This window comes from Streptomyces sp. CA-249302 (assembly GCF_050936785.1).
GTDB lineage: Bacteria > Actinomycetota > Actinomycetes > Streptomycetales > Streptomycetaceae > Streptomyces.
The window spans coordinates 6764154-6789717 of the sequence record NZ_JBNJMG010000001.1 but is presented as its reverse complement, the minus strand read 5'-3'; the positions used below and the strand labels follow the sequence as shown (position 1 = coordinate 6789717).

The window sequence follows — 25564 nt, the reverse complement described above, 5'->3', positions numbered from 1 at the left end:
CCTCGCTGTGCTCAGTGGTCGAGCGGCATGACCGCGGTCTTGCTGGCCTGGTAGTCGTCGCCGAGTCCGGGGAACAGGACCGGGATGTGGACGTGCGAGGTGACCTGCACCTCGGTGCCCAGGTCGGCCCGGTCACAGGTGGCCTTGAGGCTGACCGCGTCGGCGCAGTCCGCCTGGTAGTCCCGCTCCAGCGAGGCGCTCCGGGCCCCGGCCCGCGCCGCCGTGCCGGCCTGCTGGGCGGCGTAGGCGATCAGCCCCAGCTGCACGCCGGCCAGCGCGACCAGGAGCAGCACCGGGATGAACCCGAGGTACTCGATGGCGACCTGGCCACGGTCGCGTTGCCTGCGGCGGTCCGGCGTCCCGGGGCGCCCTTCGACGTCGTACGACATCTCACTTCGCCTCCTCTACGGCGCCCGCGTGGCCGTTGACCGTGAACGGGAAGCCGATCGCGCCCGGGAAGAGGACGGGCACCTTGAGGTGCACGTCGGCGGTGACATAGCCGCTCCCCCCACAGGTCACGGTGGCATCGTCCCTCCACGCGGCCGACAGCTCCTTCAGCGCGGCCTGTTCGCAGGCGGCCGCGCGCTCCCCCGGCTTCGCCGCCGTGCCCGCCCGTACCGCCTCGTCGGCAGCATTCCCCGCGAGCGTGTACGTGTATCCCACCAGCACGAACTGCCACATCAGCACCAGCGTCAGGATGATCAGCGGGGTCATGCCGAGGAACTCGATGGTGACCTGGCCGTCGTCGCGGTTCCGGATGGCCCGGGGCGCCCTCACGGTCCCAGCTCCCGTCGGCGCCGGAAGCTCACCGCGCCGCGGTCCCCGCGGAACCGGCCGGTGCGCGGCACCCCTTCCGCGGCCTTGACCAGGCCCAGCTCCCCCGCCAGTCCCCACAGGGCCTGTTTCACCACGCCCTTGTTGTCCAGTTCGTGGATGCGGCCCGCGTCGACCGCGGCCTGCAACTCCTTGAAGTTCGCGGGGATCGCGGTCGCCGCCACCGCCGTGCCGGTGATCTTCTGGATCAGCGGGGGCTGGATCTCGGAGCCGCGCGAGAAGCGGTTGACGACCACTGTCGTCTCCTCCGCCTTGCGGATCTGCAGGCGGTCCCACATGCGTACCGTGCGCTTGGCGCCGCGGACGGCGAGCACGTCCGGGGTGGTGACCAGGAGGGCCAGGTCCGCCATCTCCACGGCCGCCGCGCCCGCGCCGCTCAACTGCGCGCCGCAGTCGACGATCACGACCTCGTAGCGGGAGCGCAGGGCGCTGACGATCTGCCGGGCCGCCCGGTCGGTGACCTCCTCGCCCCGCTCCCCCTCGCCCGGCGCGAGCAGCAGGGCGACGCCGGTGTCGTGCCGGTAGACCGCGTCGGCCAGCACCCGCGGGGAGATGTCCGTGATGGCGGCCAGGTCGACCACCGAGCGGCGGAACTGGACGTCCAGGTACGAGGCCACGTCGCCGGTCTGGAGGTCCATGTCGACCAGGGCGGCGCTGCGTCCGGAGGCCTGCGCGGCGAGGGCCAGCTGGATCGCGGTGAGGGTCGCGCCGACCCCGCCCTTCGCCCCGCTCACCGTGACGACCGTGCCGCCGACGCCGGTGAACACGTCGAGGCCCGCGCCCGCGCCGAGATGCCGTCGTACGCCCACCGACCACTGGGCGACCGCCTGGACGCGGCTCGCGAGCTCCTCGTAACTCAGCGGGAGGGCGACCAGGCCGCGGGCGCCGTAGTCCATGGCCGCCTGGAAGAGGCCGGGGCCGGCGTCGGAGGTGACGAGGATGACGCCCACGGCGGGGAAGCGCAGGGCGACTTCGCGGATCAGTTCCAGGGCGGGGACCGGGCCGATGCGTTCGTGGACGACGACGACCTCGGGCAGTTCGTCGACCGACTCGGCGGCCAGGCGCGCGAGGGTGTCGACGAGCTGGGTGGAGTCCACGACCGGGGTCACCGGCTCGGCGTCGGGGAGCTGGCTGAGCAGGGTCGTGATGGACCGTACGGCGTCCGCGTCGCCGACTGCCGGGAGGATCCTCGTGGGCATGGCGGCCTCTCACTTGTCCTTGGAGAGTTCGTACGTGCGGTCCTGCTCGGGGATGCTGCCGGTCTCCCCCGGCGCGACCAGTGCGAGCCGGACCCGCTTGGCGAAGGACTCGGCGTAGGTGAGGCGCTGGGCGTCGAGCGCGGAGAGCGCGAAGGTGATCGGGACGACCTCGGTGGCCTGGTTGGTGCGGTCGCTCGAGTCGGGCTGGAGGGACCTGAGGTCGCCGACGTCCAGGACCCGGGCGTTCGTTACGATGATCTTGGACAGGTCGGGATCACCCTCCTTCTGTCCCTCGAAGGTGGCGTAGACGTTGACGCGCGAGTCCGGCGATATCTTGCCGGCGACGCCGGTCGCCGCATCGATCATGATGGCGACCTCCTGCTGCCCGGGCTGCAGAGCGGGCTGATCGGCGATCATGTCGCTCTGCAGCAGGGAGCCCTTCTTGAGGGTCGTGACGGCGACCTTGCCCCGGATCGAGTTCAGATCGGTGACCGCGGTCGACGACAGCCACCGCTTCGGCATCCTCGTCTTCTCGAACTGGCCCGAGTCGAGGCTCGTGTACGGCTTGATGTCGCTCTTTATCTCGTACGCCGTCACCTCCGGTCCGACCTTGGACTTCACGTCGCTGATGACGGACAGGACGCCGGCGAAGGCGCCGATGGCGCAGATCACCGACACGATCAGCAGGAGCACGCCGCGGCGCTGACGGGAGTTCATGAACCGTACGACCTCATTGGGGGATGGGGGGTGGTGACGTACCTCTGCGAGCGGACGGGGTCAGGGGTCAGGAGCCCCGCCCAGCCGGGAGTTCGTTGTTGACCAGCGGTGCGGTGGCGGAGCAGAAGACGCAGCGGTCGCCGATGACGTCGATGCCGCACCAGTGGCAGCTGCTCTGCCGGACCGAGGTCACCAGCTGGTAGAGGACCGAGAGGTCGGGCAGGAAGGCGGCGAACTCGACGAGTTTGTTCGTGCCCCACCAGGCGGCGGACTCGGCGGGCGGCGCGATCTCCCTGAGCCCCTGCGCGCTCCACTGCTTGGCCAGTGTGGCGGTCACCCAGTCCGACTGGAGCTGGCCCTTGGCGACCAGCATCCAGGTGCCGAACTCCGGGCCGGCCAGGGACGCTCCGGGGGCGAGCTTCACCAGCTGCGGCTCGGGGTGGGCAAGGACCGCGAACTGGCTGCCCGGCACCCACGACTTGGCGTGCGACCTGAGCCCGACCGGGATGCGGTCGAGGCGGGCGACCGAGCCGAGCAGGGCGCCCGCGTGGATGTAGTGGGTGAGCAGCCGCCCGGCGGAGGCCAGCACGCCCGGACTGAGGTCGCAGGAGGCGAGCTGCCTCAGCTGGCGGGCCAGGACGGCGAGCCCGAGCGGGGGGAGATTCGGGCGGAACAGGGCTATCCGGTCGCTCTCCAGGAGGGAGCGGATGGTGTGCAGCCGCTGCTCCACGCCGGGCGGCACGGCCTGCGAGCACACGACGACGACATGGCCGTACTGGTCGATGAGGGCCTGGACGGCGGACAGCGCCTGGTCGAGCGGCTGCCGGTCCAGGTCCGGCAGGACGACGGCGGGCAGGGTCCGCTCGTCCAGCGGCGGCAGCGCCATGTCGGCACTGGTCACGGCAATGGCAGTTGGCACGCGCAGCTCCCCGTGTTACGCCGTCGGTCCACCGTTACTCCGGTACACCGGGATGACTTCACTCCGTGACTACCTCAGCACTGTAACCACGCCTCTATGACCGGAGAACAGCGTTTCTGTAGCTGATGGGGAACTGTCCCTTCACAAGATGCGCCAAATCGGGGCAGGTTGAGCATCTCGCCGGTCTCAATTCGAGCGCGGGACGGACCTGGCCACCGGGATATTCATCTTCCGTATCCGGCCCGTTATTTGGTCTGGACCTATTGACAGAAGAATTGGTCTGGACCAACTTATTGTCATGTCCCCACAGAGACGATCCACCCGGCTCTGGTCCGGAGCCGTCACCGCCGCCCTCGCCCTGTCCTTCCTGGGTGCGGGCCAGGCGTCCGCAGCGGACGTCAACAACGCCAAGAACGCCGGCTTCGAGTCCGGCCTGAGCAACTGGACCTGTTCCGCGAGCAGCGGTACGACGGTCTCCTCCCCCGTGCACGGCGGCGCGGCCGCGCTGAAGGCCACCCCGGCCGGGCAGGACAGCGCCCAGTGCAGCCAGACGGTCGCCGTGAAGCCCGGCTCGACGTACTCGCTGAGCGCCTGGGTCCAGGGCGGCTACGCCTTCCTCGGCGTCACCGGCACGGGCACCACGGACGTGTCCACGTGGACGCCCGACTCCTCCTCCTGGAAACAGCTGACGACCAGCTTCACCACCGGGTCCGCGACGACCTCGGTGACGGTGTACACGCACGGCTGGTACGGACAGGCGGCCTACTACGCCGACGACGTCTCGGTGTACGGCCCCGACGGGGGCGGCGGCACCGACCCGCTGCCGACGGTCCCGGCCACGCCCGGCGGCCTGGCCGTCTCCGGTACGACGTCCTCCTCGGTGTCCCTTGCCTGGAGCGCGGTCTCCGGCGCGACCGGCTACAACGTCTACCGCGACGGTACGAAGGTGACGGCGGTGACCGGGACTTCGGCGACCGTGACCGGTCTCTCGGCCGCCACCTCCTACTCCTTCCAGGTCACGGCGACCAACTCGGCCGGTGAGTCGGCCAGGTCGACGGCCGTGACGGGGACGACGACCACCGGGAGCTCCGGCGGCGGGGGTTCGGTGCCGAAGCACGCGGTGACCGGCTACTGGCAGAACTTCAACAACGGGGCCACCGTCCAGAAGATCTCGGACGTCTCCTCCCAGTACGACATCATCGCCGTGGCCTTCGCGGACGCGACGACGACGCCGGGCGCGGTGACCTTCAACCTGGACTCGGCGGGGCTCGGCGGGTACACGGTCGACCAGTTCAAGGCGGACATCAAGGCGAAGCAGGCGGCCGGCAAGAAGGTCATCGTCTCGGTGGGCGGCCAGAACGGCACGATCTCGGTGACCGACTCGACGTCCGCGACGAACTTCGCCAACTCCGTGTACACGCTGATGCAGACGTACGGCTTCGACGGCGTCGACATCGACCTGGAGAACGGCATCAACGCGACCTACATGAGCCAGGCGCTCAGGTCGCTGTCCGCGAAGGCGGGCTCGTCCCTCGTCATCACCATGGCCCCGCAGACGATCGACATGCAGTCCACGTCCAACGCCTACTTCCAGACGGCCCTGAACATCAAGGACATCCTCACGGTCGTCAACATGCAGTACTACAACAGCGGTTCGATGCTGGGCTGCGACGGCAAGGTGTACTCGCAGGGCTCGGTCGACTTCCTGACCGCCCTCGCCTGCATCCAGCTGGAGGGCGGCCTCTCCCCGTCCCAGGTGGGCCTCGGTCTGCCGGCCTCGACGAGCGGCGCGGGCAGCGGGTACGTGTCGCCGACCGTGGTGAACAACGCCCTGGACTGCCTCGCGAAGGGCACCAACTGCGGTTCCTTCAAGCCGTCGAAGACCTATCCCGACCTGCGCGGCGCGATGACCTGGTCGACGAACTGGGACGCGGCGGCGGGCAGCGCCTGGTCCAACTCGGTGGGGCCGCACGTGCACGCGCTGCCCTAGCCGGATCCCTGGTCATTTCCTGCGCAGCACGCGGCCCGCGCCGGCCGCGACGGTCGTGGCCAGCAGCCAGCCGGTCCCGATGAGCACGATCCCGGCCCACTGCATGGCCCCGGACGGCTCGTACGCCCGCTCCTGGCCGAGGTCGACCAGCGGCAACAGCAGGTCGAGCGTGTAGATGACCGGCTGGAAGCGGGGGTACGGGCCGCCGCCCACGGGTTCGGGATGCCAGGTCCCGAAGAGCGCGGAGCCGGCGGCCAGCAGGCACAGCAGCAGCCCGATGGCCCGCCGCGGACGGTACCCGTACCCGACCGTCACGTCCTGCAGCAGGCTCCACAGCCGGGCGGGAAGCGGCAGGACCGGCCGCAGGTTGCGGTGCCTGGCGACCAGGACGGTCCTGGCGTCGGCGTCCCGGCCGTGGCTCTGGTAGACGGTCGCGAGCTGCTCGTACGGCTGGGGCGTGAACCCTTCCGGGTCGCGCGCCAGCCAGGGGAGGCGGTCCGCGGCGCGCAGGGCGGGGCGCAGGATGCCGTAGACCGTGCCGTCGACGATGAGGGAGTCGGGCCAGGTGGCGGGGTCGTCATGGATCAGTGCCGCCCTGGTGCGGCTGAGGTCGACGACGCCCTTGGGTATCTCGCCGAACTGCAGGGCCAGTTGGGCCGCCTGCGTACCGCGGCAGACGAGGGCCTCGTCGGCTTCACCCGCGTCCAGAACGGCCCCGTAGAAGGACAGGTAGCTGCGGACAACGGCGTTGCTCATGGCGATCCTGCCATGGGCGGTGAGGCCGCGGCCGAAGTGCGCCAGCCCGCCGACGTCGATGCCGTTGGCGCTCAGGGCGTTCGGGCCGCCGTCGGGGGCCGTCAGTTCGGCCCCGTCCAGCAGGAGCGAGCCGCCGATCCGGGCGTCGCAGAGGTCCAGGGTGCCCTCCGCTGACAGGCCGCCCCGGCCGTCGAAGTCGCCCCCGATGTGTACGCGGGCCGCCATCAGCGCCGTACCCGAAGGATGGTTCAGGCGGGCGCCCCTGAGGACCACGCTGCCGCGTACCGAAGTGTCCGCGAGGGTGATCGGACCGTCGACGACGAGGCCCCGCTCGGCCTGGATGTCGCCGCCGACCTGGGCGCAGCCGAGATGGAGGGCGTAGTCGCCCGCATCCAGGCCCGGGCCGGTGAGGGTGGCGTCGAGCAGTTCCACCGTCGCCCCGATCGTGGCCCCGCAGAGGTTGACGGTTCCGGTGCACGAGAAGCCGCGTCCCAGATACAGGCCGCCGCCGACCGTGAGTTCGGACATCTGCAGGTTGCCCCTGGGGCCGCTGATCGTCGCTCCCCTGAGCAGGAGGACGTCCTGGACACGGGCGTTGGTCAGGTAGAACGTGCCCGCGCAGTCCAGGCCGGCCGCCTCAAGGGACTCGTCCACGGCGACGGAGTGGGCGTCGATCCCCGCCTCCCCCGGCGCCGGCCGGACCTTCGTGCCGCCGAGGGACAGATGGGTGCCGACCGTCGACGAGCGCAGGTCCAGGGTCCCGTCGACCGTGCACCGGGTGACCTTGAACTCCCGGGCGAACCGCGCGCTGTGCGCACGCAGCCCCGGAAGCCGGCACTCGTCGAGTTCGAGCGCCTCCAACTGGGCCCCCTCCAGCCGGGGTTCCTCGTCGAAAAGGCACTCCCGCAGCCGTACGGCCCCGCGTACGACGGCCTCGGACAGGTCCAGCTCCCCGCGTATCCGCACGCCCCGCAGCCGGAGCCGGGCGAGGTGGCCGGGGTGCGGTGGGGGCGCGACCAGCAGCAGCCGGCGTACGGCCGCCCCGCGCACCTCCGGCGGCCCCTCGCACCACTCACCGCGCCGGTAGGCCTCCCACATCCGGCACTCGCCCTCGTCCCACCCGGCCGGTGGGCCGTCGTCGTCCGCCACCCGATCCCCCTTTTCCCGACACCCGGAGCGGCGATCTCCGCCCCGCATGAAACATTTCCCCATGCCCACCGCATCAATGAAGTGAGAACGGCGTCGGCGGACGCCGGCGGGACAGGGGGACGGTATGAGACGGCAGGCACGCGCGGACGAGTACGCGGAGTTCGCGACGGTGCGCGCAGGTCATCTCTACCGTTCCGCCTGTCTGTTGACCGCCGGGGACACGCATCTCGCCGAGGATCTGGTGCAGGAGACGCTGGGGCGGCTGTACGTGAGCTGGGGACGGGTGTCGCGGGTCGAGAACCCCGCCGGGTACGCGCAGACCGTGCTGACCCGGACGTTCCTCGCCCATCAGCGACGGCGCTCCAGCACCGAGCGCGCCACCGACGTGCTGCCCGACCGGCCGACCGACGGCTCCGACACACCGCTTCGGCTGACCCTGCTCCAGGCCCTGTCCCGGCTGCCCGCCAAGGACCGGGCCGTGGTCGTCCTGCGCTACTGGGAGGACCGCTCCATCGAGGAGACCGCGGACGTCATGCACGTCAGCTCGGCCGCGGTGCGGACGCGGTGCGTCCGTGCGCTGGGCCGGCTGCGGGAGCTGCTCGGCGAGAGCCTCGACGAGTACGCGCGCCCCTGAACACCCGATACCCCAGACCTGTAAACCCCCTTCGCGAAACGGTGGTCCGTCATGCCCGTCGACCAGCACAGTGACCCCTTCGAGGAGCGGCTCGCCGCCGGCCTGCGCGACACCGGCGCCGTCTTCGAGACCGACCGGGCGGCGCTGGTCGACGCCGGTGCGCTCAAGGGCCGTCGGCGGCTGCTGCGGCGCCGGGCCGCCGTAGTGGGCGGGGCCGCCTCCCTCGCGCTCGTCGGCCTGGGCGGCGCGCTGCTGCTGCCCGGCAACGGCTCCCCGGACGACGACATGGCCTCGGTGGGCACGAGCAAGCCCTCCGCCACCACGCCCGCCCCCACCCCCGTCTCCGGCGCCGAACTGATCCGCACGCTCGAAAAGCTGCTCCCCGAGGGCAAGTTCAGCCAGGCGGAGGCGCGCGGCACGAGCGAGGAGCCCGGGCCGTACGTACATCTCGTGTACGACGACGGGAAGGGCGCCGCGGCGATCGGCGTGAGCCTCGACCGGGTGGAGCCGGGGAGCGACCAGGCCCGGGAGACCACCCAGTGCCCGGGGAAGGTGTTCGTGCACTACGACGCGTGCAGCACGACCCGGCTGCCGGACAGTTCGGTGGTCATGGTGCTGCAGGGGTACGAGTATCCGGACCGGCGGGTGGACACCAAGTGGTGGACCGCCGAGCTGGTCACGCCGGAGGGGCAGCACGTCAGCGTGAGCGAGTGGAACGCGGCGGCCGAGAAGGACTCGCCGACCACCCGGCCCGAACCTCCGCTCTCCGCCGCGCAGTTGAGGAAGCTGGCCGCTGCCGGCGCCTGGCGGGACGCCGTCGACGCGATTCCCGAGGCCATCACCAAGCCGAGCGCGAGGCCCAGCGACACCGCCACCGTCGGTGACGTGGCGATCGCCCCGACGCTCAGGAGCCTGCTGCCGAAGGGGAAGTTCACGGTGTCCGAGGACAGCGGGGACGACTCCGGCTTCGGTTACCTCGTGATCGACGACGGCAAGGGCAAGAACTTCGTCCAGGTCAACGTCCAGGCCGACATGTCGGACGTCGAGGGCGACCTGTTCGACTCCGGTTCCGAGACCCTGTCGGACGGGACGAAGGTCGCCACGCACCAGGGGGCCAGCGAGAAGGGCGGTACGGGTGCCGTGACGTGGACCGTGGACACCATGCGGCCCGACGGCCGCCGGGTCGTGATCACGGAGCTCAACTCCGGCGCCTGGCACGACGCGGCAACCCGAGACACACCGGCCCTGACCGTGAAGCAACTCCGGGAGATCGCCCTGAGCCCCGTCTGGTGGTCCTAGGGCGGGAACGGCGCCCCGGAGGCAGGGGCGAACCCCCGAGGCTGCCGACCCCGCGGAACGTCACGGCTGTCGCCGACCGCAGCCGTCCAGCCCGCAGGTACCGAGCTCGAACCACACCGTCTTGCCTGGCCCGTCCTGGTGGCAGCCCCAGCGCCACGCGAGCGCGTCCACCAGGAACATCCCCCGCCCGTTCTCCGAGGCCCCCGCGTCCACCACCCGCGGGACCCGGCTCCCCCCGTCGCTCACCTCGCACCGCAGCACCCCGTGCGCGGCCGACAGGGTGAGCCGGAAGCGGCTCCCGGAGTGCAGCAGCGCGTTGGTGACCAGCTCGCTGACCAGCAGTTCGGCCACGTCGGCGAGTTCGTCCCGCTCCGTCAGCCCCCACCGCTCCAGCTGTCTGCGAACCTCCGCACGGGCCTCCCGGACCGCGGTGGGACGGGGGTCGTACTCGACGCTCAAGTCGCCTGCGCCCAGGGGTGGTTCGGGATAGCCGGCGTGCTGAGGATCGTGGTCCGGGCGGGGGGTCCCGGAAAGTTGCAGCATGGGTTCAGGGTCGCCTCCCCGCGGGCGCGGTGCACGGGGAGGACTACCCGATTCCATACCTGCGTAGCCGCCCACGGCCTACCCGTACTGGAGTCGTACGGTCGCGCCGTGCGCGTCGTCGCGGACGTCGACGTACGCGCACACCTGCCGGCTGAACCACAGCCCCTGGTCGGGTTCGAGGTCGGGCACGGGAGGCGGGACGAAGCCGGCCAGCGGGTCGTCGACGCGGCGCGGCGCGTGCAGTTCGACGACGCAGGCCGGCGCCTCGCCCCACAGCAGCGCGCCGGTGACCGGGCCGAGCGCGGCGGCCGCGGCGGTGACGGCCTCGGTGAACAGCTCGGCGTCCACCCGGGACAGCCCGCGCCCGGCGGCCCGGGACCGCACGGCCTCGGTGTACGGCTCGTCGAGCCGCTCCACGTCGGGCGGGGGCGACGGCAGCGGTACGGCGTCCAGCTCGGCGGTGAGCCGGACCGGGTCCTCGTACACACCGCTGTCGGGGTGGGCGCGGCGGGCGGCCTCGACGATGGCGGTGCCGGCGGTGCGGGTGTCGTAGGCGCACAGGACGGTCGTCGCCAGGGGCGCGAAGAGGAGGTTGGCGAGGGCCTCGTAGCGGAGCCACTCGGTGGTCTCGCGGGTGGAGCGGCCGGCCCGGCCGTCCCATTCGGGTTCCATGAGGAGGTGGATACGGCCGCCGGGGCCGGCGTGCGCGGCGAGGTAACCGGCGCCCTGGGCCACGGCGTTGGCGGCGGAGCCGGTGTACCACTCGGTGTGCGGCAGGAGGCCGACCTCCTTGACGTCGGCGCCGAGGGCGTCGCGCAGGAGGTCCAGCTTGTCGGGGGCGGCGATGGCGACGGGCGGGGGTTCGCCGGGCGCGCCGAGGCCTTCGGTGAGGAAGGGCAGGGCGGCGGCGACGAACTCGTCGTCGGCGCCGAAGACGGCCATGCGGTGGTCGAACGGGTGGGCGTGGGGAGCGGGTTGAGTGGTCATGGACTCCTCCTGGTCCTGGCTCTCCGGTGGGAGGGCGTGGGTGATCTCGTCCGCGGGGGCGTCGGTGTGGTCCGCCGCGGGGAGCGTGGCTCCGGTTCAGCGCTGGGCCGTCACCCAGGAGGCGATCTGGCTGCGGTTGCTGAAGCCGAGTTTGCTGAGGATGCGTTCCACATGGCCTTCGGCGGTTCGGCGGGCGATGACGAGTCGGTCGGCGATCTGCTGGTTGGCGAGTCCCTCGGCGACGAGCTGGGCGACCTCGCTCTCCCGGCGGGTGAGCCGGACGCCGGCGGCGGTTTTCCCCGCGGCGGCCGACTCGGGCTCCCGGAGCGGCTGTTGGCCTGTCTCGGCCTCGACGGCGTATCCGACGACCCCTTCGAGCCCGAGCGCGGCACCGCACTCGTACGCCTTCTCGAAGACGGTCGGTTCCATGGCCTCGCGGGCGCGGGCCTCGCTGTCGTGGCGGGTGGCGCCGAGGGCCTGGGAGCCCCAGCGGAAGCGGTCGACGTCGGACCAGACCCGGTCGGCGCCGCCGAGCAGCACGGCGGCCCGTTCGAAGGCGCCGCGGCGGGCGGCGATCTGGGCGAGCAGGTCGAGGGTGAGGCCGATGCCGATGACGTCGGACACGGCGAGTTTGAGGCGCAGGGCGTCGCGGGCGTGCAGTTCGGCCTGCTCCCAGTCCTCCTTGACGGTGTGGGCGAGGGCGAGCATGCGCAGCACGTACGACAGCACCCATTCCTCGCCGTGCTCCTCGCACATCCGCCGGGTCCCGGCGCACACGGCGATGGCCTGGTCGGCCTCGCCCAGGAAGCCGAGGGCGCAGGCGAGTTCGACCCGGTCGAGGCCGACGAGGCTGAGGTGCTGGCCGGGGACGCGGCCGCGGGCGACGGTGGCCCGGTAGTGCTCCAGGGCGCCGTGGACGTCGTTGTTGAACAGGCGTAATACGCCGATGACGTACTCGGCGTGCGCGGCCTCGGCCTCGTCACCCAGGGAACGGGCGAGGTCGCGGGCCTCCTCGGCGCGGCCGAGGCCCAGGGTGAGGTCCTCGGCGGAGCCGGCGAGCAGCCCGCCGATCCACAGGGCGCGGGCCCGTTCCCGGGTCGGCCCGGGGCTGGCGTCCAGCGCCCGGTCGAGCCAGTAGCGGCCCTCGCGGGGCGCGCCGCAGGCATGCCAGTAGAACCACAGCGTGCCCGCGAGGCGCAGTCCGGCGAGGGCCTCGCCGGGGGCGGCGAGGCTGAAGTCGAGGGCGGCCCGGAGGTTGTCCTGGTCGGCCCGGAGCCGGGCGACGATCTCCCGCTGTCCCGGCCCGAACCAGGCGGATTCGAAACCGGCCGCCCGCCGCTGCATCCACTCCCGCTGACGGCGCCGGGCCGCGGCCTCCTCGCCGTCCCACTGCCGCAGCCGGTCCAGCCCGTACTGGCGCAGGGTGTCGAGGAGCCGGAACCGCACCCCGTCCGGCCCCTGCTCCCGCCCCAGCACGGACTTGTCGACGAGCCCGGCGACGGCTTCCAGCACCTCGTACGACTCGACCCTCCCCCGGCCTCCGGTCGGGGGACCCCCATCTCGCTTCGCTCGCTGTCCGCGCACACCGCCTCGGCGGTCTCCGCGTCGAAGCTGCCGGCCAGCACGGATGCCCGCGCCCACACCAACTGCTCCTGTTCGGTGCAGAGTTCGTGGCTCCAGTCGACGGCGGCGCGCAGGGTCTGGTGGCGGGGCAGGGCGGTGGTGGAGCCGGCGGTGAGGAGGCGGTAGCGGTCGTCGAGGCGCTCCAGGAGCTGTTCGACGCCGAGGACGCGCATACGGACGGCGGCGAGTTCGATGGCGAGCGGGAGGCCGTCGAGGCGGCGGCAGAGGCGGGCGACGGCGGCGCGGTTGGCGGCGGTCAGCGCGAAGCCGGGGACGACGGCGGCGGCGCGGTCGGCGAAGAGGGCGAGGGCCGGGTAGCCGTCGGCCGCGCTGAGGTCGCCGTCCGGGTCGGGGACCGGCAACGGCCGTACCTCCAGCAGGTGTTCCTCGGTCAGGCCCAGGCGGTGGCGGCTGGTGGCGAGCACGCGGACGCCGGTGGTGCCGCGCAGGAGGGCGGCGGCCAGGTCGGCGCAGGGCTGGAGCAGGTGTTCGCAGTTGTCGAGCACGAGGAGCAGCTTGCGGTCCCGTACCTGCTCGACCAGGGCGTCCAGCGGTGGCTGGCGGGAGTGGTCGTGCAGGCCCAGCGCGTCGGCGGCGGCGACCGGGACGAGCGCGGGGTCGTGCAGCCCGGCCAGCTGCACGAAGCGCACGCCGTCCGGGAAGGTGCGCTCGACGCGTGCCGCGATACGCATGGCGAGCCGCGTCTTGCCGACGCCGCCCGGTCCGGTCAGCGTGACCAGGCGTGCCCTGGCCAGCAGTTCCCGGCCTTCGCTCTGTTCGCCGCGCCGGTCGACGAAGCTGGTCGTCTCGACCGGCAGCCGGCGGTCCCGTCGCGGCGCTGATCCGCCCATGATCAGCCTCCCCTGGCAACGGAATCCAACTCTCCTCCGGGCCCGGCATATATGCACGTGCCGCTCACACGGGCGAGTGCACTTTGCCGGAGCTCGATGCGGGGGTTACCGGCGCGCGTACACTGCGCGGCCGGTTTGCGCGGCCGATTTACCTTCTTGACCTGTTCATGCCATTCCCTGACGATGGCGTCACCCGCACAGCACGTCGCACGGACGAACCACCCCCCGGCTCCACTCCCCACTTCCGGAGACCCCGGAATCCCTGGAGAAACAAGGAGACTTCATGCGACTTCGCATACGAGGTTCAGGCGCCCGAGGCGGCAGACGCACCGCCGCCCTCGCCGCCGTGGTGGCCCTCGCACTCGCGGCACCCTTCACCATGGACGCGAACGCCGACAGCACCACCAAGGCGTCCCCGTCCACGGACGACATCCGGCAGTACGAGATCCACCAGGGCACCAACCGGGTGACCCGTACGGCCATCCAGCAGACCGGCGTGACGGTCGACGAGGCCGACGAAGAGACCGTGGTGGTCTCCGGCCGGGCGGACCAGATCAGGAAGCTCCGCCAACTCGGCTACGAGGTAACGGCGTTGGGCGCGGCCCCGAACCGGCTGGCCGAGGACGAGGTGAGCCTCTACGACTTCCCGTCGGCCGACTCGCAGTACCACAACTACGCGGAGATGACGTCGGCGATCAACTCGGTCGTGGCCGCCTACCCGTCCATCGTGAGCCAGCAGGTCATCGGCACCTCGTACCAGGGCCGGAACATCGTCGCCCTCAAGATCAGCGACAACGTCGGGACCGACGAGGCCGAGCCCGAGGTGCTGTTCACCGCCCACCAGCACGCCCGCGAGCATCTCACCATCGAGATGGCGCTGTATCTGCTGAACCAGCTGACCTCGGGCTACGGCAGCGACTCACGGGTCACCAACATGGTGAACAGCCGGGAGATCTGGATCGTCCCGGACCTCAACCCCGACGGCGGCGAGTACGACATCGCGACCGGCTCCTACCGGTCATGGCGCAAGAACCGGCAGCCCAACTCCGGTTCCTCGTACGTCGGTACGGACCTCAACCGCAACTGGAACTACCGCTGGGGCTGCTGTGGCGGCTCCTCCGGTTCGACGTCCTCCGAGACCTACCGGGGCACGGCCGCCGAGTCGGCACCCGAGGTCAAGGTCGTCGCCAACTTCGTGCGCAGCCGTGTGGTCGGCGGGGTGCAGCAGATCAAGTCCGGCATCGACTTCCACACCTACAGCGAGCTGGTGCTGTGGCCGTACGGGTACACCTACTCCGACACGGCGACCGGGATGACGGCCGACGACAACGCCGCGTTCAAGGCGGTCGGGCAGAAGATGGCCGCGAGCAACGGCTACACCGCCGAGCAGTCGAGCGACCTGTACATCACCGACGGGACGATCGACGACTATCTCTGGGGTGTGTACAAGATCTTCTCGTACACCTTCGAGATGTACCCGACGTCCAGTTCCGGAGGAGGGTTCTACCCGCCCGACGAGGTGATCGCGGCGCAGACCTCACGGAACCGGGACGCCGTGCTGCAACTGCTGGAGAACTCCGACTGCATGTACCGCTCGATCGGTAAAGAGGCGCAGTACTGCAGTTAGTTCAGTCGTCGGTGCCTTCGACGTCCGCCTCGGTGTCGGCCGGCGGTTCTTCGGCGTCGTCCTCGAAGTAGGCGTCCAGCACCGCGTCCAGCTGGTCCTCCCACTCCTTGAAGCGGTCCCTGGCCGTCGCCTCGATCTCGATCGGGTACCAGCGGCGGTCAGGGGTGTGGACCGTGATGGTGAAACGCTTGCCGAAGCGGGGGGACTCCGTCTCCACCGCGCCGATCTCGTCCCAGCGGAACTCGCAGGCCTGGTCGTCGAGGGTGAGGCGGACGCCGTCGCGGTCGGCGACGATCTTGGCGCGACGGTCGGAGGCCTCGAAGACGGGGCCTTCGGGGGCCGCGTCCGAGACCTCGGGGTCGGAGTCCTCGGGGTCCTCGACATCATCGTCGGAGGCCTCCGGCTCGGCGGCCTCGGTCTCCTCCGCCTCCGGCTCCGTCTCCTCGACGGCCTCCGTCTCCTCGACGTCGTCCTCGGTGACCTCGTCCTCCGGCTTGGTGTCCTCCGGGTCCTCGGACGCGGGTGAGGTGAGCCCGGGGATGAAGGCCGGGTCGAATCCGGCGCCCGTCACGGGCTCGCCCTTCAGGGGCTGGCTGCTCGAACCTATGCGCTGCTCCACAGCGGGCAGTATGGCCGACGACCCTGTGCCAGTCATAGCCAGCCCCTACTTCGTTTGGCTTCCTGCACTTCGCATCAGCGCGAGCGGATTCCGACCAGCGGCTGGCAGTCGCGAGTGAGGCTTCCGTTTTCAACGGGGAACGAGATGTACCAGTGGCCGGCCCGGTCGAGCGCATGAGCGCCTACACGAACAAGCTCAGCACCGCCGCCACCACGAACCCCACCACCGACAGCACCGTCTCCAGCACGGTCCACGTCCTGAGGGTGTCGCGTTCGCTGATGCCGAAGTACTTGGCGACCATCCAGAAGCCCCCGTCGTTCACGTGTGACGCGAAGATCGAACCCGCCGAGATCGCCATGATGACCAGGGCCACGAAGGCCTGGGAGTGGTGGCCCTCGGAGAGGAGGGGGGCGACTATGCCGGCCGTGGTGACGATCGCGACCGTGGCCGAGCCCTGGGCGACCCGGAGGACCACCGAGATCAGGTAGGAGAGGACGATCACCGGGAGGCCCACGTCGTGGAAGGTGTCCGAGAGGGCCTGGGCCACTCCGCTCGCCTTGAGGATCGCGCCGAAGATGCCGCCCGCGCCGACCACCAGGAGGATGTTGCCGACCGGCTTCAGGGAGGCCGTCGAGACCGTCTCCAGGGACTTGCGGGACCAGCCCCGGCGGATGCCCAGCAGGTAGTACGCCAGGAGCAGCGCGATCGTCAGGGCCACGAAGGGGTGGCCGAAGAACTCGATCACCGAGCGGCCCGTGGACGGGTCCAGGGCGATGGAGGAGAAGGTCGCCGCGAGGATGAGGATCAGCGGGGTGCCGATGATGCCGAGGACCGTGCCGAGCGGCACCGGGCTCTCCCGGGGCTCGACTCCCGACTCGCGCTGCTCCTCGATGACGGCGAGCTTCGCTTCCGCCGCCGCCTCCACCATGTCCTGCGGTACGGCGACGAAGATGCGGTTGCCGATCCACGCCGAGTAGGCCCACGCGGCCAGCACCGCCGGGATGCCGCAGATGATGCCCATCAGGATGACCCAGCCGAGGTCCACGTGGAGGAGACCGGCCGCGGCCACCGGCCCCGGGTGCGGGGGCAGGAACGCGTGGGTCATCGACAGACCCGCGAGCAGCGGCAGGCAGTACAGCAGGATCGACTTGCCGCCCCGCTTCGCCGCCGCGTACACGATCGGTGCCAGGACGAAGATGCCGACGTCGAAGAAGACCGGGATGCCGAAGATGAGGCCGGTGAGACCCATCGCGAGCGGTGCTCGCTTCTCGCCGAACAGGTTCAGCAGCCGCGACGCCAACACCTCCGCCCCGCCGCTGACTTCGAGGATCGCGCCCAGCATCGTGCCGAGCCCGATGATGATCGCGACATGGCCGAGGATGCCGCCCATGCCGGACTCGATGGTGGAGACGGCGTCCGATCGCTGGACCGTGCCGAAGAGTTCGGTGACCGAGAGACCCGCCATCAGGCCGACGGCTATGGAGACCGCGAGCAGCGCGACGAACGGCTGGAGTCTGACCTTGATGATCAGGAAGAGCAGCAGGGCGATACCGATGGCGGCGACGGTCAGCAGACCGGCCGTACCGTCGATCAGGAGGAGCAGACCGCCGGTGTGGGGTGGGGTCACGGCGGCGGGGGCTGTTGCGGCGAGCGGATGGGACATGGGGGTCCTCGGGGGGAGTACATACTGCTTTCGGGCAGGGGAGATCGCGGCATGACCCGGCGCGGGGCCATGCCGGTTACGGCGTGCGGGAGTTGAGGGTCCGTCAGCTCAGGACGGCGAGGGCGTCGATCTCGATGAGGAGGCCGGCCGGCAGGCCGACGTACACCGTCGTGCGCGCTGCGGGCGGGGCGGTGAGGCCCTGCTCCTCGAAGTAGGTGTTGTAGATGCCGTTCATCTCGGCGAAGTGGTCGACGTCGGTCAGGTAGACGCGGATCATCATCACGTCGTCCCAGCCCGCACCACCCTCCTCCAGGATCGCCTTGACGTTGGCGAGGGTCTGGAGGGTCTGCTCGCGCAGGCTCGGACCGGCCGGCGTGGGCGGCTTGCCCTCCTCGGCGGGCAGGAAGCCGACCTGCCCGGCGACCTGGAGGATGTTCCCCTTCTTCACGCCGTGCGAGAACTTCGCGGGCGGGGTGGTGTGCGTCTTCGGCGTGAGCGCGATCTTCTCGGTCATGAGGGGGTTCCTTAGGGGGCTTCCTTGATGGGGGTTCTGCCGGAGTACTCGCCACTGATCACGTCGGCCGTGCGCCGTACCAGCGGGAGGAGGGTGAGGAGTTCGTCGGCGGTGACGACGACGTTCGGCGCGGATACCGACATCGCGGCGACGACCCGGCCGTCGGCGCCGCGGATCGGCGCGGCGACGCAGTTGATGGACTCCTCGTGGCCACCGAGGTCGGTGGCCCAGCCCTGCTCACGCACCTTCTCCAACTCCCGCAGGAAAGCGGGGGCGTTGGGGGTGGAACGGGCCGTGTACATGGGGTATTCGAGCTTGTCGGCGAGCACCCGCCGCTCGCCCTCGGCCAGATCGGCGAGGAGCAGTTTCGCCACCGCCGCGACGGTGATGGCGACGGGCTTCCCGATCCGCGAGTACATCCGCACCGGGTACCGGCTCTCCACCTTGTCGATGTAGAGCACCTCGTCCTCCTCGTACACGGCGAGGTGCACGGTGTGTCCGCACTGCTCGTTGAGGCGTACGAGGTGGGAGTGGGCGATCTCGCGGATGTCGAGGTTCTCCATCGCCTCCTGGGCGAGGGCGATGAGGCGGGCGCCGAGGCGGTAGCGCTGGTCGGACTGGCGGTAGACCATGCCGTGTTCGTGCAGTGTGCGAAGGAGGCGGAGGGCCGTGGACTTGTGCACACCGAGGCGGTCGGCCACCTGGCCGAGGTCGGCGGGCCCCTCGGCGAGCAGCGGCAGGATGCTGAGCGCTCGGTCGACGGTCTGGCTCATGGGGTACGTACCTCCTCCGGGGCCTGCTCGGCTTGCGTCCAGCCGGGGCCGAGTCGAAGTTTCCCCCACACCTGGTCGTCGAGGGCCGCCAGGTGGTCGGCGTGGTCCCGGGACGGCGGCGCGGCGAGATCGCCGGGCACGGTGAGAGCGGCGGCGGCCATGAGGTGCCCGTGCCGGAGGCGGGCGGTCATGGGCAGCCCGCGGAGGGTCGCGGAGAGGAAGCCGGCGGCGAAGGCGTCACCGGCGCCCACGGCGGCCACGACGTCCACGTGGGGGGCGGGCACGAAGGTGGCCTCGCCCCGGTCGAAGACGGTGGCCCCTTGCGCACCCTGTTTGACGACGAGCACCTCGGGGTCGGGGAAGGCGGTGCGGATGGCGTCGACGCCGACCAGCCCCCAGACCTCCTCGGCCTCGTCCTCGCCGACGAACACCAGGTCCGCGCCGCGCGCCAGCTCCAGCAGGACCTGCGCCCCGCCGCCGTCCGGCCACAGACCGGGCCGGTGGTTGACGTCGAAGGAGACCAGCGGACGCCGGGCCCGCAGCGCGGTCAGCTCACGCAGCAGCCCCAGGCACTCGCCGGACAGCGCGGCGGTGATCCCCGAGAGATGCAGCACCCGCCCCGCCCGTACGGCGTCCAGGTCCACGTCGGCCACGGACATCGCGGAGGCGGCCGACCCGGCCCGGTAGTACGCCACCTCGTGCGCGTCCGTCGCCCGGTCGCCGGCGGTGCGGAAGTAGACGCCGGTGGGACGGGCGGGATCGCGGCGCACGGCCGACACGTCCACCCCGTACGCCCCGATCGTCTCCACCAGATGGTCCCCGAACCCGTCGGCCCCCACCCGGCTCACCCACCGCACGGAGTGCCCCGCCGCGGCCAGCACGCAGGCGACGTTCGACTCCGCGCCCCCGATCCCCCGCTCGAACGACGGAACGTCGGCGAGGCGCCCCGGCCGGGACGGCAGGAACGTGACCATGGACTCGCCGAGCGCGACGACGTCCACGGCGTCGAGGGCATTCACGATGGTCGTAGCTCCTTCATTGACCCGGCGTTGGCGTGGATGTTAGACAGCAGTCAGCGACATACGCAATGGACGTTGCACATACTGCAACGAACACCTCAGGGAGGCCTCGTGTCCGGTACCGAAGCGCTCGCCCGCCTCGCGGCGGAACCGGTCGACCACCGCTTCAAGGGCCTCCCCCCGGACGCCGACGGCCACACCGTCGCCGAGCTGGCCGCGCAGCGCCGCAACCTCTTCACCGGCGGCTTCGCCACCCCCGTGCTCGCCCTGTCCGCCGAGCGCCTGGAGCACAACCTCGCGCTGATGGAGACGTACGCGACCCGCCACGGTCTCGCCTTCGCCCCGCACGGCAAGACGACCATGGCACCCCAGCTCTTCCACCGGCAGATCGAGCGCGGCGCCTGGGGCATCACCCTCGCCGTCCCCCACCAGGTGCGCGTGGCAAGGCAGTTCGGCATCGGGCGGGTCTTCCTGGCGAACGAACTCGTCGACCCGGCCGCCCTGCGCTGGATCTCGCGCGAGCTCGACGGCGACCCCGGCTTCCGCTTCATCTGTTACGTCGACTCGGTGCGCGGAGTCGAGCTGATGGACGCGGCGCTGGACGGGACCTCGCGCCCGCTGGACGTCGTCGTCGAGCTCGGCGCCGGCGAGGGTGCCCGGACCGGCGTCCGTACGGAGGCGGAGTGCACCGCGGTCGCCGACGCCGTGGCCGCCACCCGCACCCTGCGGCTGGCCGGTGTCGCCGGCTACGAGGGCGAGGTCCCGCAGGCCGACCCGGAGCGCGTGCACGCCTGGCTGCGCCGGCTGGTCGCCCTCGCCGTCGACTTCGACAAGGCGGGGCGTTTCGCGGGGTTGGACGAGATCGTGGTCAGCGCGGGTGGCAGCGCCTGGTTCGACGCGGTGGCCGACGTGTTCGCGGAGATCCCCGAACTCTCGGCGCCCGTACTGAAGTTGCTGCGCTCCGGCGCCTACGTCTCGCACGACGACGGCCACTACCGGAAGGTCACCCCCTTCAACCGGGTCCCCGAGGAGGGCGCCCTGGAGCCGGCCTTCCGACTCTGGGCGCAGGTCGTCTCCCGCCCCTCCCCCGAGCAGGCCTTCGCCAACGCGGGCAAGCGGGACGCGGCGTACGACCTCGACCTCCCGTTCGCCCAGGTGGTCCGCCGGGACGGCGCCGAGCGCCCGGCGACCGGCGTCTCGGTGACCGGCCTGTCCGACCAGCACGCCTGGCTGCGCACCACCGAGGAGGCGGACCTGGAGGTCGGGGACTGGCTCGGCCTGGGCCTGTCCCACCCGTGCACGTCCTTCGACAAGTGGCAGCTGATCCCGCTGGTCGAGGCGGACGGCACGGTCGTCGACTACATCCGCACGTTCTTCTAGGAGGCAGGCCGTGGAGGAACTCGTCATCCGGGACGCGGACGTGGTGGACGGCAGCGGTGCGCCGTCGTACCGCGCGGACGTGGTGGTCGACGGCGGGCGGATCGTCTCGATCGTGCGGGAGGCCGCGGCGGCCGGCTGCCAACGGCCCAAGGCGCGCCGCGAGTTGGACGCGGAGGGGCTGGTCCTCTCCCCCGGCTTCATCGACATGCACGCGCACAGCGACCTCGCCCTGCTCCGGGACCCGGACCACAGCGCGAAGGCCGCACAGGGGGTCACCCTCGAAGTCCTGGGCCAGGACGGGCTGTCGTACGCCCCCGTCGACGACCGCACGCTCGCCGAGGTCCGCCGTGCGATCACCGGCTGGAACGGGTACGGCGACGACATCGACTTCGACTGGCGGTCGGTCGGCGAGTACCTGGACCGCCTCGACCGGGGCATGGCCGTCAACGCGGCCTATCTGATCCCCCAGGGCACGGTCCGGATGCTCGCCGTCGGCTGGGAGGACCGCGAGGCGACGCCACAAGAGCTGGACCGGATGCGGCAGTTGGTGGCCGAGGGCATGGAGCAGGGCGCGGTCGGTATGTCGTCCGGGCTGACCTACACGCCGGGCATGTACGCCAAGGACGCCGAACTCACCGAACTGTGCCGGGTGGTGGCGGAGTACGACGGCTACTACTGCCCGCACCACCGCTCGTACGGCGCGGGCGCCCTGGAGGCGTACGAGGAGATGGTGGCCCTCACCCGGGAGGCGGGCTGCTCCCTTCACCTGGCCCACGCGACCATGAACTTCGGCGTGAACGAGGGCCGCGCACCGGAGTTGCTGTCGCTCCTGGACGAGGCGCTCGCCTCCGGGGCGGACATCAGCCTCGACACGTACCCCTACACCCCCGGCTGCACGACTCTCGTGGCGATGCTGCCCAGTTGGGCGAGCGAGGGCGGCCCCGAGGCGATCCTGGAGCGCCTCGCGGACCCCGGCACCTCCGAACGCATCCGCCACCACATGGAGGTGATCGGGGCCGACGGCTGCCACGGCGTGCCGATCGAGTGGGACACGATCGAGATCTCGGGGGTGACGGATCCGGCGCTGGACGAGTTCGTCGGCCGCAGCGTGCGGGAGTCGGCGGAGCTGCGGGGCGAGACCCCGTGGACGACCGCCCGCCACCTGCTCCGCACCGACCGGCTGGGCTCGACGATCCTCCAGCACGTGGGCCACGAGGAGAACGTGCGGCAGATCATGCGGCACCCGGTCCACACCGGCGGCTCGGACGGCATCCTCCGGGGGAGCAAGCCGCATCCGCGGGCGTACGGCACCTTCCCGCAGTATCTGGGCCGGTACGTAAGGGAGTTGGGCGTCCTGTCGCTGGAGGAGTGCGTCGCGCATCTGACCTCGCGCCCGGCGGCGCGCCTGCGCCTTCCCGACCGGGGCCTGGTCCGCGAGGGCCACCGGGCCGACCTGGTCCTGTTCGATCCGGAGACGGTGGCGGCCGGAGCGACGTACGAGAACCCGCGAACGCTCCCGACGGGCATCCCGCACGTCCTGGTCGACGGCCGTTTCGTCATCGAGGACGGGCGCCGGACGGACGTACTGGCAGGCAGGGCGGTCCGTCGCAGTCCCGTGCGACGGAGCGCCACCCGTCCCTGAGTTACGGCTTGGGCAGGGTGCAGCCGCTCGCGCTGAGGTTCAGTACGTTGCCGGTGGTGAAGCAGGCCGGGATGTTGTACGTCTCCTGGGCGTAGTTGATGCCCTCGCGGACGGTGACGTTGCCGCTCGCGTCGACCTCGCAGGGGTTGTTCTCGGTGCAGCGCTCGCCGTCCTCGTTGCCGGTGTTGTTGACGGCGACGACCTTGCCGGTGGCGTTGTCGATCACGGGCGAGCCCGAGGTGCCGCCGATGGTCTGGCAGGCGGAGGTGTAGCGGACCGAGTCCTTCCAGGTCCAGTCGCCCTCCTTGAGGCGGTAGACGAAGCCGTCGATGTTGCAGGCGTACGTCCGCTTCCAATACCCGGAGACGACCGTGATCGCCGTCCCGGCGGTCGGGTGGGTGTCCTGGACCGTGAGCGCGCTGATGCCGTAGGAGCTCTTGATGGCGGAGTACGTGGTCGTCAGCCGGTAGATGGTGACGTCCGTGTCGGTCATCGTCGAGTAGACGACCTGGTTGGCGCGGAGCGTGGCGACCCTGGTCGCCGAGGCGTTGAGCAGGCCGAAGGTACGGCTGGAGGACTGGCCGGTGATGACCTCGCCGGGCTCCGGGAAGCCGGTCTCCAGGCAGTGGCCGTTGGTCATGACGAGCGCCGGGTCGGTGTCCGCGGAGTTGGGGAAACGGATGACCGAGCCGGAACAGTTGCTGAGCGAGACGGTGCCGGCGAAGTTGACGGCCTTGATGGTCGGAGCGGCGGTGTCCTGCACGGGAGCCGCGACCGCTGGTGCCGCGCCGGCCCCGGCGAGTACCAGGGCGGTGACGACGGCGCCGAGAGGCTTCTTCATGTGGGGGTCCCCTCTTACGAGTCGAGCGACCGGAGATCTTCCGGCCGCCCACTTTTTTGACATGTGCATTGTGAGGGGAAGGGGGTGGTTGGGCAAGGAGTTGTTTCCGGCCGCGGGTCGGGAGCAGGGCGTCACACGGCACCCGGCATGGCCGCGGCCAGGCGGTCCTGGGCGACCCGCAGCACCCACTGCATCAGCTGGCTGGGACTCGACGTCGGCCCCTGCGCGTCCAGCGCACGGGCGCGCGTGTGCCGGTTGGGGGTGCACTTGGAGGCGAAGAAGATCACCGGCCCCCGGTAGGCACCGCCGTCCCGCCACTCCTGGAGCGCGTCCAGCCCCGCCTCCGGACCCGTACCCCGCCCGATGTCGGAGATCACCAGGTCCACCGCGCCGTCGCCCAGGGCGAGTTCGGCCTCCTGCTGGTCGACGGCCTCCACCACGGTGGCACCCCGGACCGTCAGATACTCCACCAGACGCCGGTTGTTGACCGGATAGTCGTCCACCCACAGCACCCGCAGCCCGGTGAAGTCCTCCCGGACCCGGGTCGGCGCGGGCTCCGTCACCCGCTGGGCGGCGACCGGCACCACAGCGGCGTTCAACGGCAACTGCCGCAGATACTCCAGCAGACCCTCCGCGTCCGGGAGCTTCATCAGTCCGTCGAGCAGGGCGTTGAAGTCGCCGTCGCGGGCGAGTTCGCGGAACTCGTTGGGCAGTTTCCCCTCCAGTTCCGCCAGGCTGCCGGCCCAGGTGTCGCGGACGGTCGGCTCGGGCGGCTTCACCTCGTACTCCAGGAAGTACGAGGTCACCCATCCCCAGCCCGCCTCGGACGCCTCCTCGGTGGTGGCCGGCCCCAGCACCCGGCGCGCCCGCCGGTAGTCGACGAACTCGCTCACCGCACCCCGGCGGCCCGTCTCGTGCTGGTCGGCGAGCTGCCGGTAGAACTCGGGATAGCAGTACTGGAGCAGCAGGACCCGGAAGACGGCCTCGGGCACATGGCCGGTCCACACCGGGTTGAGCCGGCAGGCCAGCACGAACCCGTTGATCAGCCGCTTGATACGGCGCGGATTGCGCCCGCAGCCGTTCGCGACGAGCTCCGTGAGCCCCGGGTCGAGCAGCCCGGCGATCCCCGCGTCGGCCGCGGACCGCTCGATGTACTTCCTTATCTCCTCCTCCCGGGCCATCGGCAGCCGGTAGCTCGTCTGGAAGATCTTCTCCATGAACTCGACGGCCTCGGGCGACACGTCCCGGAGCATGCCGCCCGGTCCCAGGGCGGCACGGTCACAGCTGACGACGAAGGCGATGCCGCGCACCCCCAGATAGAGCTTGACCGCCTCGCACACGGCCACCACACCCTGGTCGGTACAGCGGTCCAGGTCGTCGATGAAGACGACGAGCAACCTCGGCCGCCCCCGCTTCGCGCGCCGCTCGGTCCAGGCCGCCGCCAGCCTCTGCACCGACTCCTGGGTGTCGACGCGCCGCCTGGGATCGACGGTCAGCGAGTTCCACACCACGTTCACCAGCGCGGCCGGCCCCAGGAAGGCGGCCAGTGCGGCCAGCGCCAGGCGGAGCAGCCCGAACAGCGTCCGGCGCCCGTCCGGCACGGCGAAGAAGCGGATCAGGGCACGCCGTCCGAACCCGGCCAGCACCGCCTTCAGCAACCGCTCCAGCTGATCGTCGTCGCGCCCGGACCAGGCGTTGTACCAGACGGTCTCGACGCCCCGCTCCGCCAGCCGGGCCCGCACCAGCCGCATCAGCGTGCTCTTGCCCATGCCCCGGCGGGCGTCCACCGCGACGGCCATCGGCGTCGACCCGCACGAGGTCACCAGCAGCCGGCTCAACGCGTCGGCGGTGTCGTGCGCCTTCAGCAGATCATGGTCCGCGCACTCCACCGGCTCGTCACTGAGCAACTTGAACTCGGCCATGTCCGCCCCCCGTTCACGGCAAGGACCGTGCGCCGAGTGTCGCACCGCCCCCATCACCGGGCG

At 71.2% G+C, this 25564-nt stretch carries 22 protein-coding genes and 1 pseudogene; 6 read left to right on the top strand and 17 right to left on the bottom strand.

The features are described from left to right. Positions 1 to 11: 11 nt before the first annotated feature. From ACQEWB_RS30690 to ACQEWB_RS30670, 5 genes are all read right to left on the bottom strand, one after another. Entirely contained in the window at positions 12 to 389 is a 378-nt protein-coding gene (locus tag ACQEWB_RS30690; RefSeq protein ID WP_432836628.1) for a TadE/TadG family type IV pilus assembly protein, read from the bottom strand. Between the two features lies 1 nt (position 390). Then, positions 391 to 714, bottom strand: coding sequence for a pilus assembly protein (locus ACQEWB_RS30685; RefSeq protein WP_432844101.1), 324 nt, complete (start codon positions 712 to 714; stop codon positions 391 to 393). Positions 715 to 773: 59 nt separating this feature from the next. Continuing rightward, positions 774 to 2033, bottom strand: coding sequence for an AAA family ATPase (locus tag ACQEWB_RS30680; RefSeq protein ID WP_432836626.1), 1260 nt, complete (start codon positions 2031 to 2033; stop codon positions 774 to 776). Between the two features lie 9 nt (positions 2034 to 2042). Then, positions 2043 to 2750, bottom strand: a complete 708-nt coding sequence (gene cpaB, locus ACQEWB_RS30675; RefSeq protein WP_432836624.1) for a Flp pilus assembly protein CpaB — start codon at positions 2748 to 2750, stop codon at positions 2043 to 2045. A gap of 67 nt (positions 2751 to 2817) precedes the next feature. Further along, positions 2818 to 3636: a hypothetical protein gene (locus ACQEWB_RS30670; protein ID WP_432844099.1), complete on the bottom strand. Its 819-nt coding sequence runs from the start codon at positions 3634 to 3636 to the stop codon at positions 2818 to 2820. Positions 3637 to 3967: 331 nt separating this feature from the next. Here ACQEWB_RS30670 and ACQEWB_RS30665 point away from each other — a divergent pair, with 331 nt between their 5' ends. Next, complete coding sequence (locus ACQEWB_RS30665) at positions 3968 to 5659, top strand: chitinase (protein WP_432836622.1); 1692 nt, start codon at positions 3968 to 3970, stop codon at positions 5657 to 5659. Positions 5660 to 5671: 12 nt separating this feature from the next. On the opposite strand, the gene ACQEWB_RS30660 is transcribed toward ACQEWB_RS30665, so the two are convergent. After that, positions 5672 to 7564, bottom strand: a complete 1893-nt coding sequence (locus tag ACQEWB_RS30660; RefSeq protein ID WP_432836621.1) for a hypothetical protein — start codon at positions 7562 to 7564, stop codon at positions 5672 to 5674. Positions 7565 to 7688: 124 nt separating this feature from the next. Between ACQEWB_RS30660 and ACQEWB_RS30655 the strand changes: the two genes are divergently transcribed. Together ACQEWB_RS30655 and ACQEWB_RS30650 are read left to right on the top strand one after the other, a co-directional pair. After that, positions 7689 to 8198 (top strand): SigE family RNA polymerase sigma factor, encoded by a 510-nt coding sequence (locus ACQEWB_RS30655; protein WP_432836619.1) that lies wholly within the window; start codon positions 7689 to 7691, stop codon positions 8196 to 8198. Positions 8199 to 8249: 51 nt separating this feature from the next. Next, positions 8250 to 9497, top strand: coding sequence for a hypothetical protein (locus ACQEWB_RS30650; protein ID WP_432836617.1), 1248 nt, complete (start codon positions 8250 to 8252; stop codon positions 9495 to 9497). Positions 9498 to 9557: 60 nt separating this feature from the next. On the opposite strand, the gene ACQEWB_RS30645 is transcribed toward ACQEWB_RS30650, so the two are convergent. From ACQEWB_RS30645 to ACQEWB_RS30630, 4 genes and pseudogenes are all read right to left on the bottom strand, one after another. Continuing rightward, positions 9558 to 10040, bottom strand: a complete 483-nt coding sequence (locus ACQEWB_RS30645; RefSeq protein WP_432836615.1) for an ATP-binding protein — start codon at positions 10038 to 10040, stop codon at positions 9558 to 9560. Between the two features lie 78 nt (positions 10041 to 10118). Next, on the bottom strand, positions 10119 to 11027 hold the full coding sequence (locus ACQEWB_RS30640) for an anti-sigma factor RsbA family regulatory protein (protein ID WP_432836613.1): 909 nt from the start codon (positions 11025 to 11027) through the stop codon (positions 10119 to 10121). A 96-nt stretch (positions 11028 to 11123) separates the two neighbouring features. Next, positions 11124 to 12539, bottom strand: coding sequence for a LuxR C-terminal-related transcriptional regulator (locus tag ACQEWB_RS30635; RefSeq protein WP_432836611.1), 1416 nt, complete (start codon positions 12537 to 12539; stop codon positions 11124 to 11126). A 638-nt stretch (positions 12540 to 13177) separates the two neighbouring features. Continuing rightward, positions 13178 to 13342 (bottom strand): annotated as a pseudogene (locus ACQEWB_RS30630) (hypothetical protein); the annotation flags it as partial. Between the two features lie 442 nt (positions 13343 to 13784). Between ACQEWB_RS30630 and ACQEWB_RS30625 the strand changes: the two are divergent. After that, positions 13785 to 15128: a M14 family metallopeptidase gene (locus ACQEWB_RS30625; RefSeq protein ID WP_432836609.1), complete on the top strand. Its 1344-nt coding sequence runs from the start codon at positions 13785 to 13787 to the stop codon at positions 15126 to 15128. A gap of 1 nt (position 15129) precedes the next feature. On the opposite strand, the gene ACQEWB_RS30620 is transcribed toward ACQEWB_RS30625, so the two are convergent. The 5 genes from ACQEWB_RS30620 to ACQEWB_RS30600 form a co-directional block, all read right to left on the bottom strand. Further along, the gene (locus tag ACQEWB_RS30620) at positions 15130 to 15747 is read right to left on the bottom strand and encodes a hypothetical protein (RefSeq protein WP_432836607.1); all 618 of its coding nucleotides are present in this window, start codon (positions 15745 to 15747) and stop codon (positions 15130 to 15132) included. Positions 15748 to 15928: 181 nt separating this feature from the next. After that, on the bottom strand, positions 15929 to 17410 hold the full coding sequence (locus tag ACQEWB_RS30615; RefSeq protein ID WP_432836605.1) for a GntP family permease: 1482 nt from the start codon (positions 17408 to 17410) through the stop codon (positions 15929 to 15931). A gap of 103 nt (positions 17411 to 17513) precedes the next feature. Further along, complete coding sequence (locus ACQEWB_RS30610; protein WP_432836603.1) at positions 17514 to 17924, bottom strand: RidA family protein; 411 nt, start codon at positions 17922 to 17924, stop codon at positions 17514 to 17516. 11 nt (positions 17925 to 17935) lie between these two features. Further along, entirely contained in the window at positions 17936 to 18697 is a 762-nt protein-coding gene (locus ACQEWB_RS30605; protein WP_432836601.1) for an IclR family transcriptional regulator, read from the bottom strand. After that, positions 18694 to 19716, bottom strand: coding sequence for a sugar kinase (locus ACQEWB_RS30600; protein ID WP_432836599.1), 1023 nt, complete (start codon positions 19714 to 19716; stop codon positions 18694 to 18696). The genes ACQEWB_RS30605 and ACQEWB_RS30600 overlap by 4 nt, the downstream gene beginning before the upstream one ends. A 111-nt stretch (positions 19717 to 19827) precedes the next feature. On the opposite strand from ACQEWB_RS30600, the gene ACQEWB_RS30595 reads away from it, so the two are divergent. Together ACQEWB_RS30595 and ACQEWB_RS30590 are read left to right on the top strand one after the other, a co-directional pair. Then, positions 19828 to 21096 carry an amino acid deaminase gene (locus ACQEWB_RS30595; RefSeq protein ID WP_432836597.1) on the top strand — a complete coding sequence of 423 codons (1269 nt, stop codon included), beginning with the start codon at positions 19828 to 19830 and terminating at the stop codon, positions 21094 to 21096. A 10-nt stretch (positions 21097 to 21106) separates the two neighbouring features. After that, positions 21107 to 22738, top strand: a complete 1632-nt coding sequence (locus tag ACQEWB_RS30590; RefSeq protein ID WP_432836595.1) for an N-acyl-D-amino-acid deacylase family protein — start codon at positions 21107 to 21109, stop codon at positions 22736 to 22738. A gap of 1 nt (position 22739) precedes the next feature. On the opposite strand, the gene ACQEWB_RS30585 is transcribed toward ACQEWB_RS30590, so the two are convergent. Continuing rightward, a complete protein-coding gene (locus tag ACQEWB_RS30585; protein WP_432836593.1) occupies positions 22740 to 23579 on the bottom strand; it encodes a trypsin-like serine peptidase in 840 nt (279 codons plus the stop codon). 131 nt (positions 23580 to 23710) lie between these two features. Next, positions 23711 to 25501 (bottom strand): P-loop NTPase fold protein, encoded by a 1791-nt coding sequence (locus tag ACQEWB_RS30580; RefSeq protein ID WP_432836591.1) that lies wholly within the window; start codon positions 25499 to 25501, stop codon positions 23711 to 23713. Between the last annotated feature and the right edge of the window lie 63 nt (positions 25502 to 25564).

Bases quoted from the DNA above. Each gene is read 5' to 3' on its own strand.
- ACQEWB_RS30690 (WP_432836628.1), bottom strand. From the start codon at position 389: ATGTCGTACGACGTCGAAGGGCGCCCCGGGACGCCGGACCGCCGCAGG.
- ACQEWB_RS30685 (WP_432844101.1), bottom strand. From the start codon at position 714: ATGACCCCGCTGATCATCCTGACGCTGGTGCTGATGTGGCAGTTCGTG.
- ACQEWB_RS30680 (WP_432836626.1), bottom strand. From the start codon at position 2,033: ATGCCCACGAGGATCCTCCCGGCAGTCGGCGACGCGGACGCCGTACGG.
- cpaB (WP_432836624.1), bottom strand. From the start codon at position 2,750: ATGAACTCCCGTCAGCGCCGCGGCGTGCTCCTGCTGATCGTGTCGGTG.
- ACQEWB_RS30670 (WP_432844099.1), bottom strand. From the start codon at position 3,636: ATGGCGCTGCCGCCGCTGGACGAGCGGACCCTGCCCGCCGTCGTCCTG.
- ACQEWB_RS30665 (WP_432836622.1), top strand. From the start codon at position 3,968: ATGTCCCCACAGAGACGATCCACCCGGCTCTGGTCCGGAGCCGTCACC.
- ACQEWB_RS30655 (WP_432836619.1), top strand. From the start codon at position 7,689: ATGAGACGGCAGGCACGCGCGGACGAGTACGCGGAGTTCGCGACGGTG.
- ACQEWB_RS30650 (WP_432836617.1), top strand. From the start codon at position 8,250: ATGCCCGTCGACCAGCACAGTGACCCCTTCGAGGAGCGGCTCGCCGCC.
- ACQEWB_RS30645 (WP_432836615.1), bottom strand. From the start codon at position 10,040: ATGCTGCAACTTTCCGGGACCCCCCGCCCGGACCACGATCCTCAGCAC.
- ACQEWB_RS30640 (WP_432836613.1), bottom strand. From the start codon at position 11,027: ATGACCACTCAACCCGCTCCCCACGCCCACCCGTTCGACCACCGCATG.
- ACQEWB_RS30625 (WP_432836609.1), top strand. From the start codon at position 13,785: ATGCGACTTCGCATACGAGGTTCAGGCGCCCGAGGCGGCAGACGCACC.
- ACQEWB_RS30615 (WP_432836605.1), bottom strand. From the start codon at position 17,410: ATGTCCCATCCGCTCGCCGCAACAGCCCCCGCCGCCGTGACCCCACCC.
- ACQEWB_RS30610 (WP_432836603.1), bottom strand. From the start codon at position 17,924: ATGACCGAGAAGATCGCGCTCACGCCGAAGACGCACACCACCCCGCCC.
- ACQEWB_RS30605 (WP_432836601.1), bottom strand. From the start codon at position 18,697: ATGAGCCAGACCGTCGACCGAGCGCTCAGCATCCTGCCGCTGCTCGCC.
- ACQEWB_RS30585 (WP_432836593.1), bottom strand. From the start codon at position 23,579: ATGAAGAAGCCTCTCGGCGCCGTCGTCACCGCCCTGGTACTCGCCGGG.
- ACQEWB_RS30580 (WP_432836591.1), bottom strand. From the start codon at position 25,501: ATGGCCGAGTTCAAGTTGCTCAGTGACGAGCCGGTGGAGTGCGCGGAC.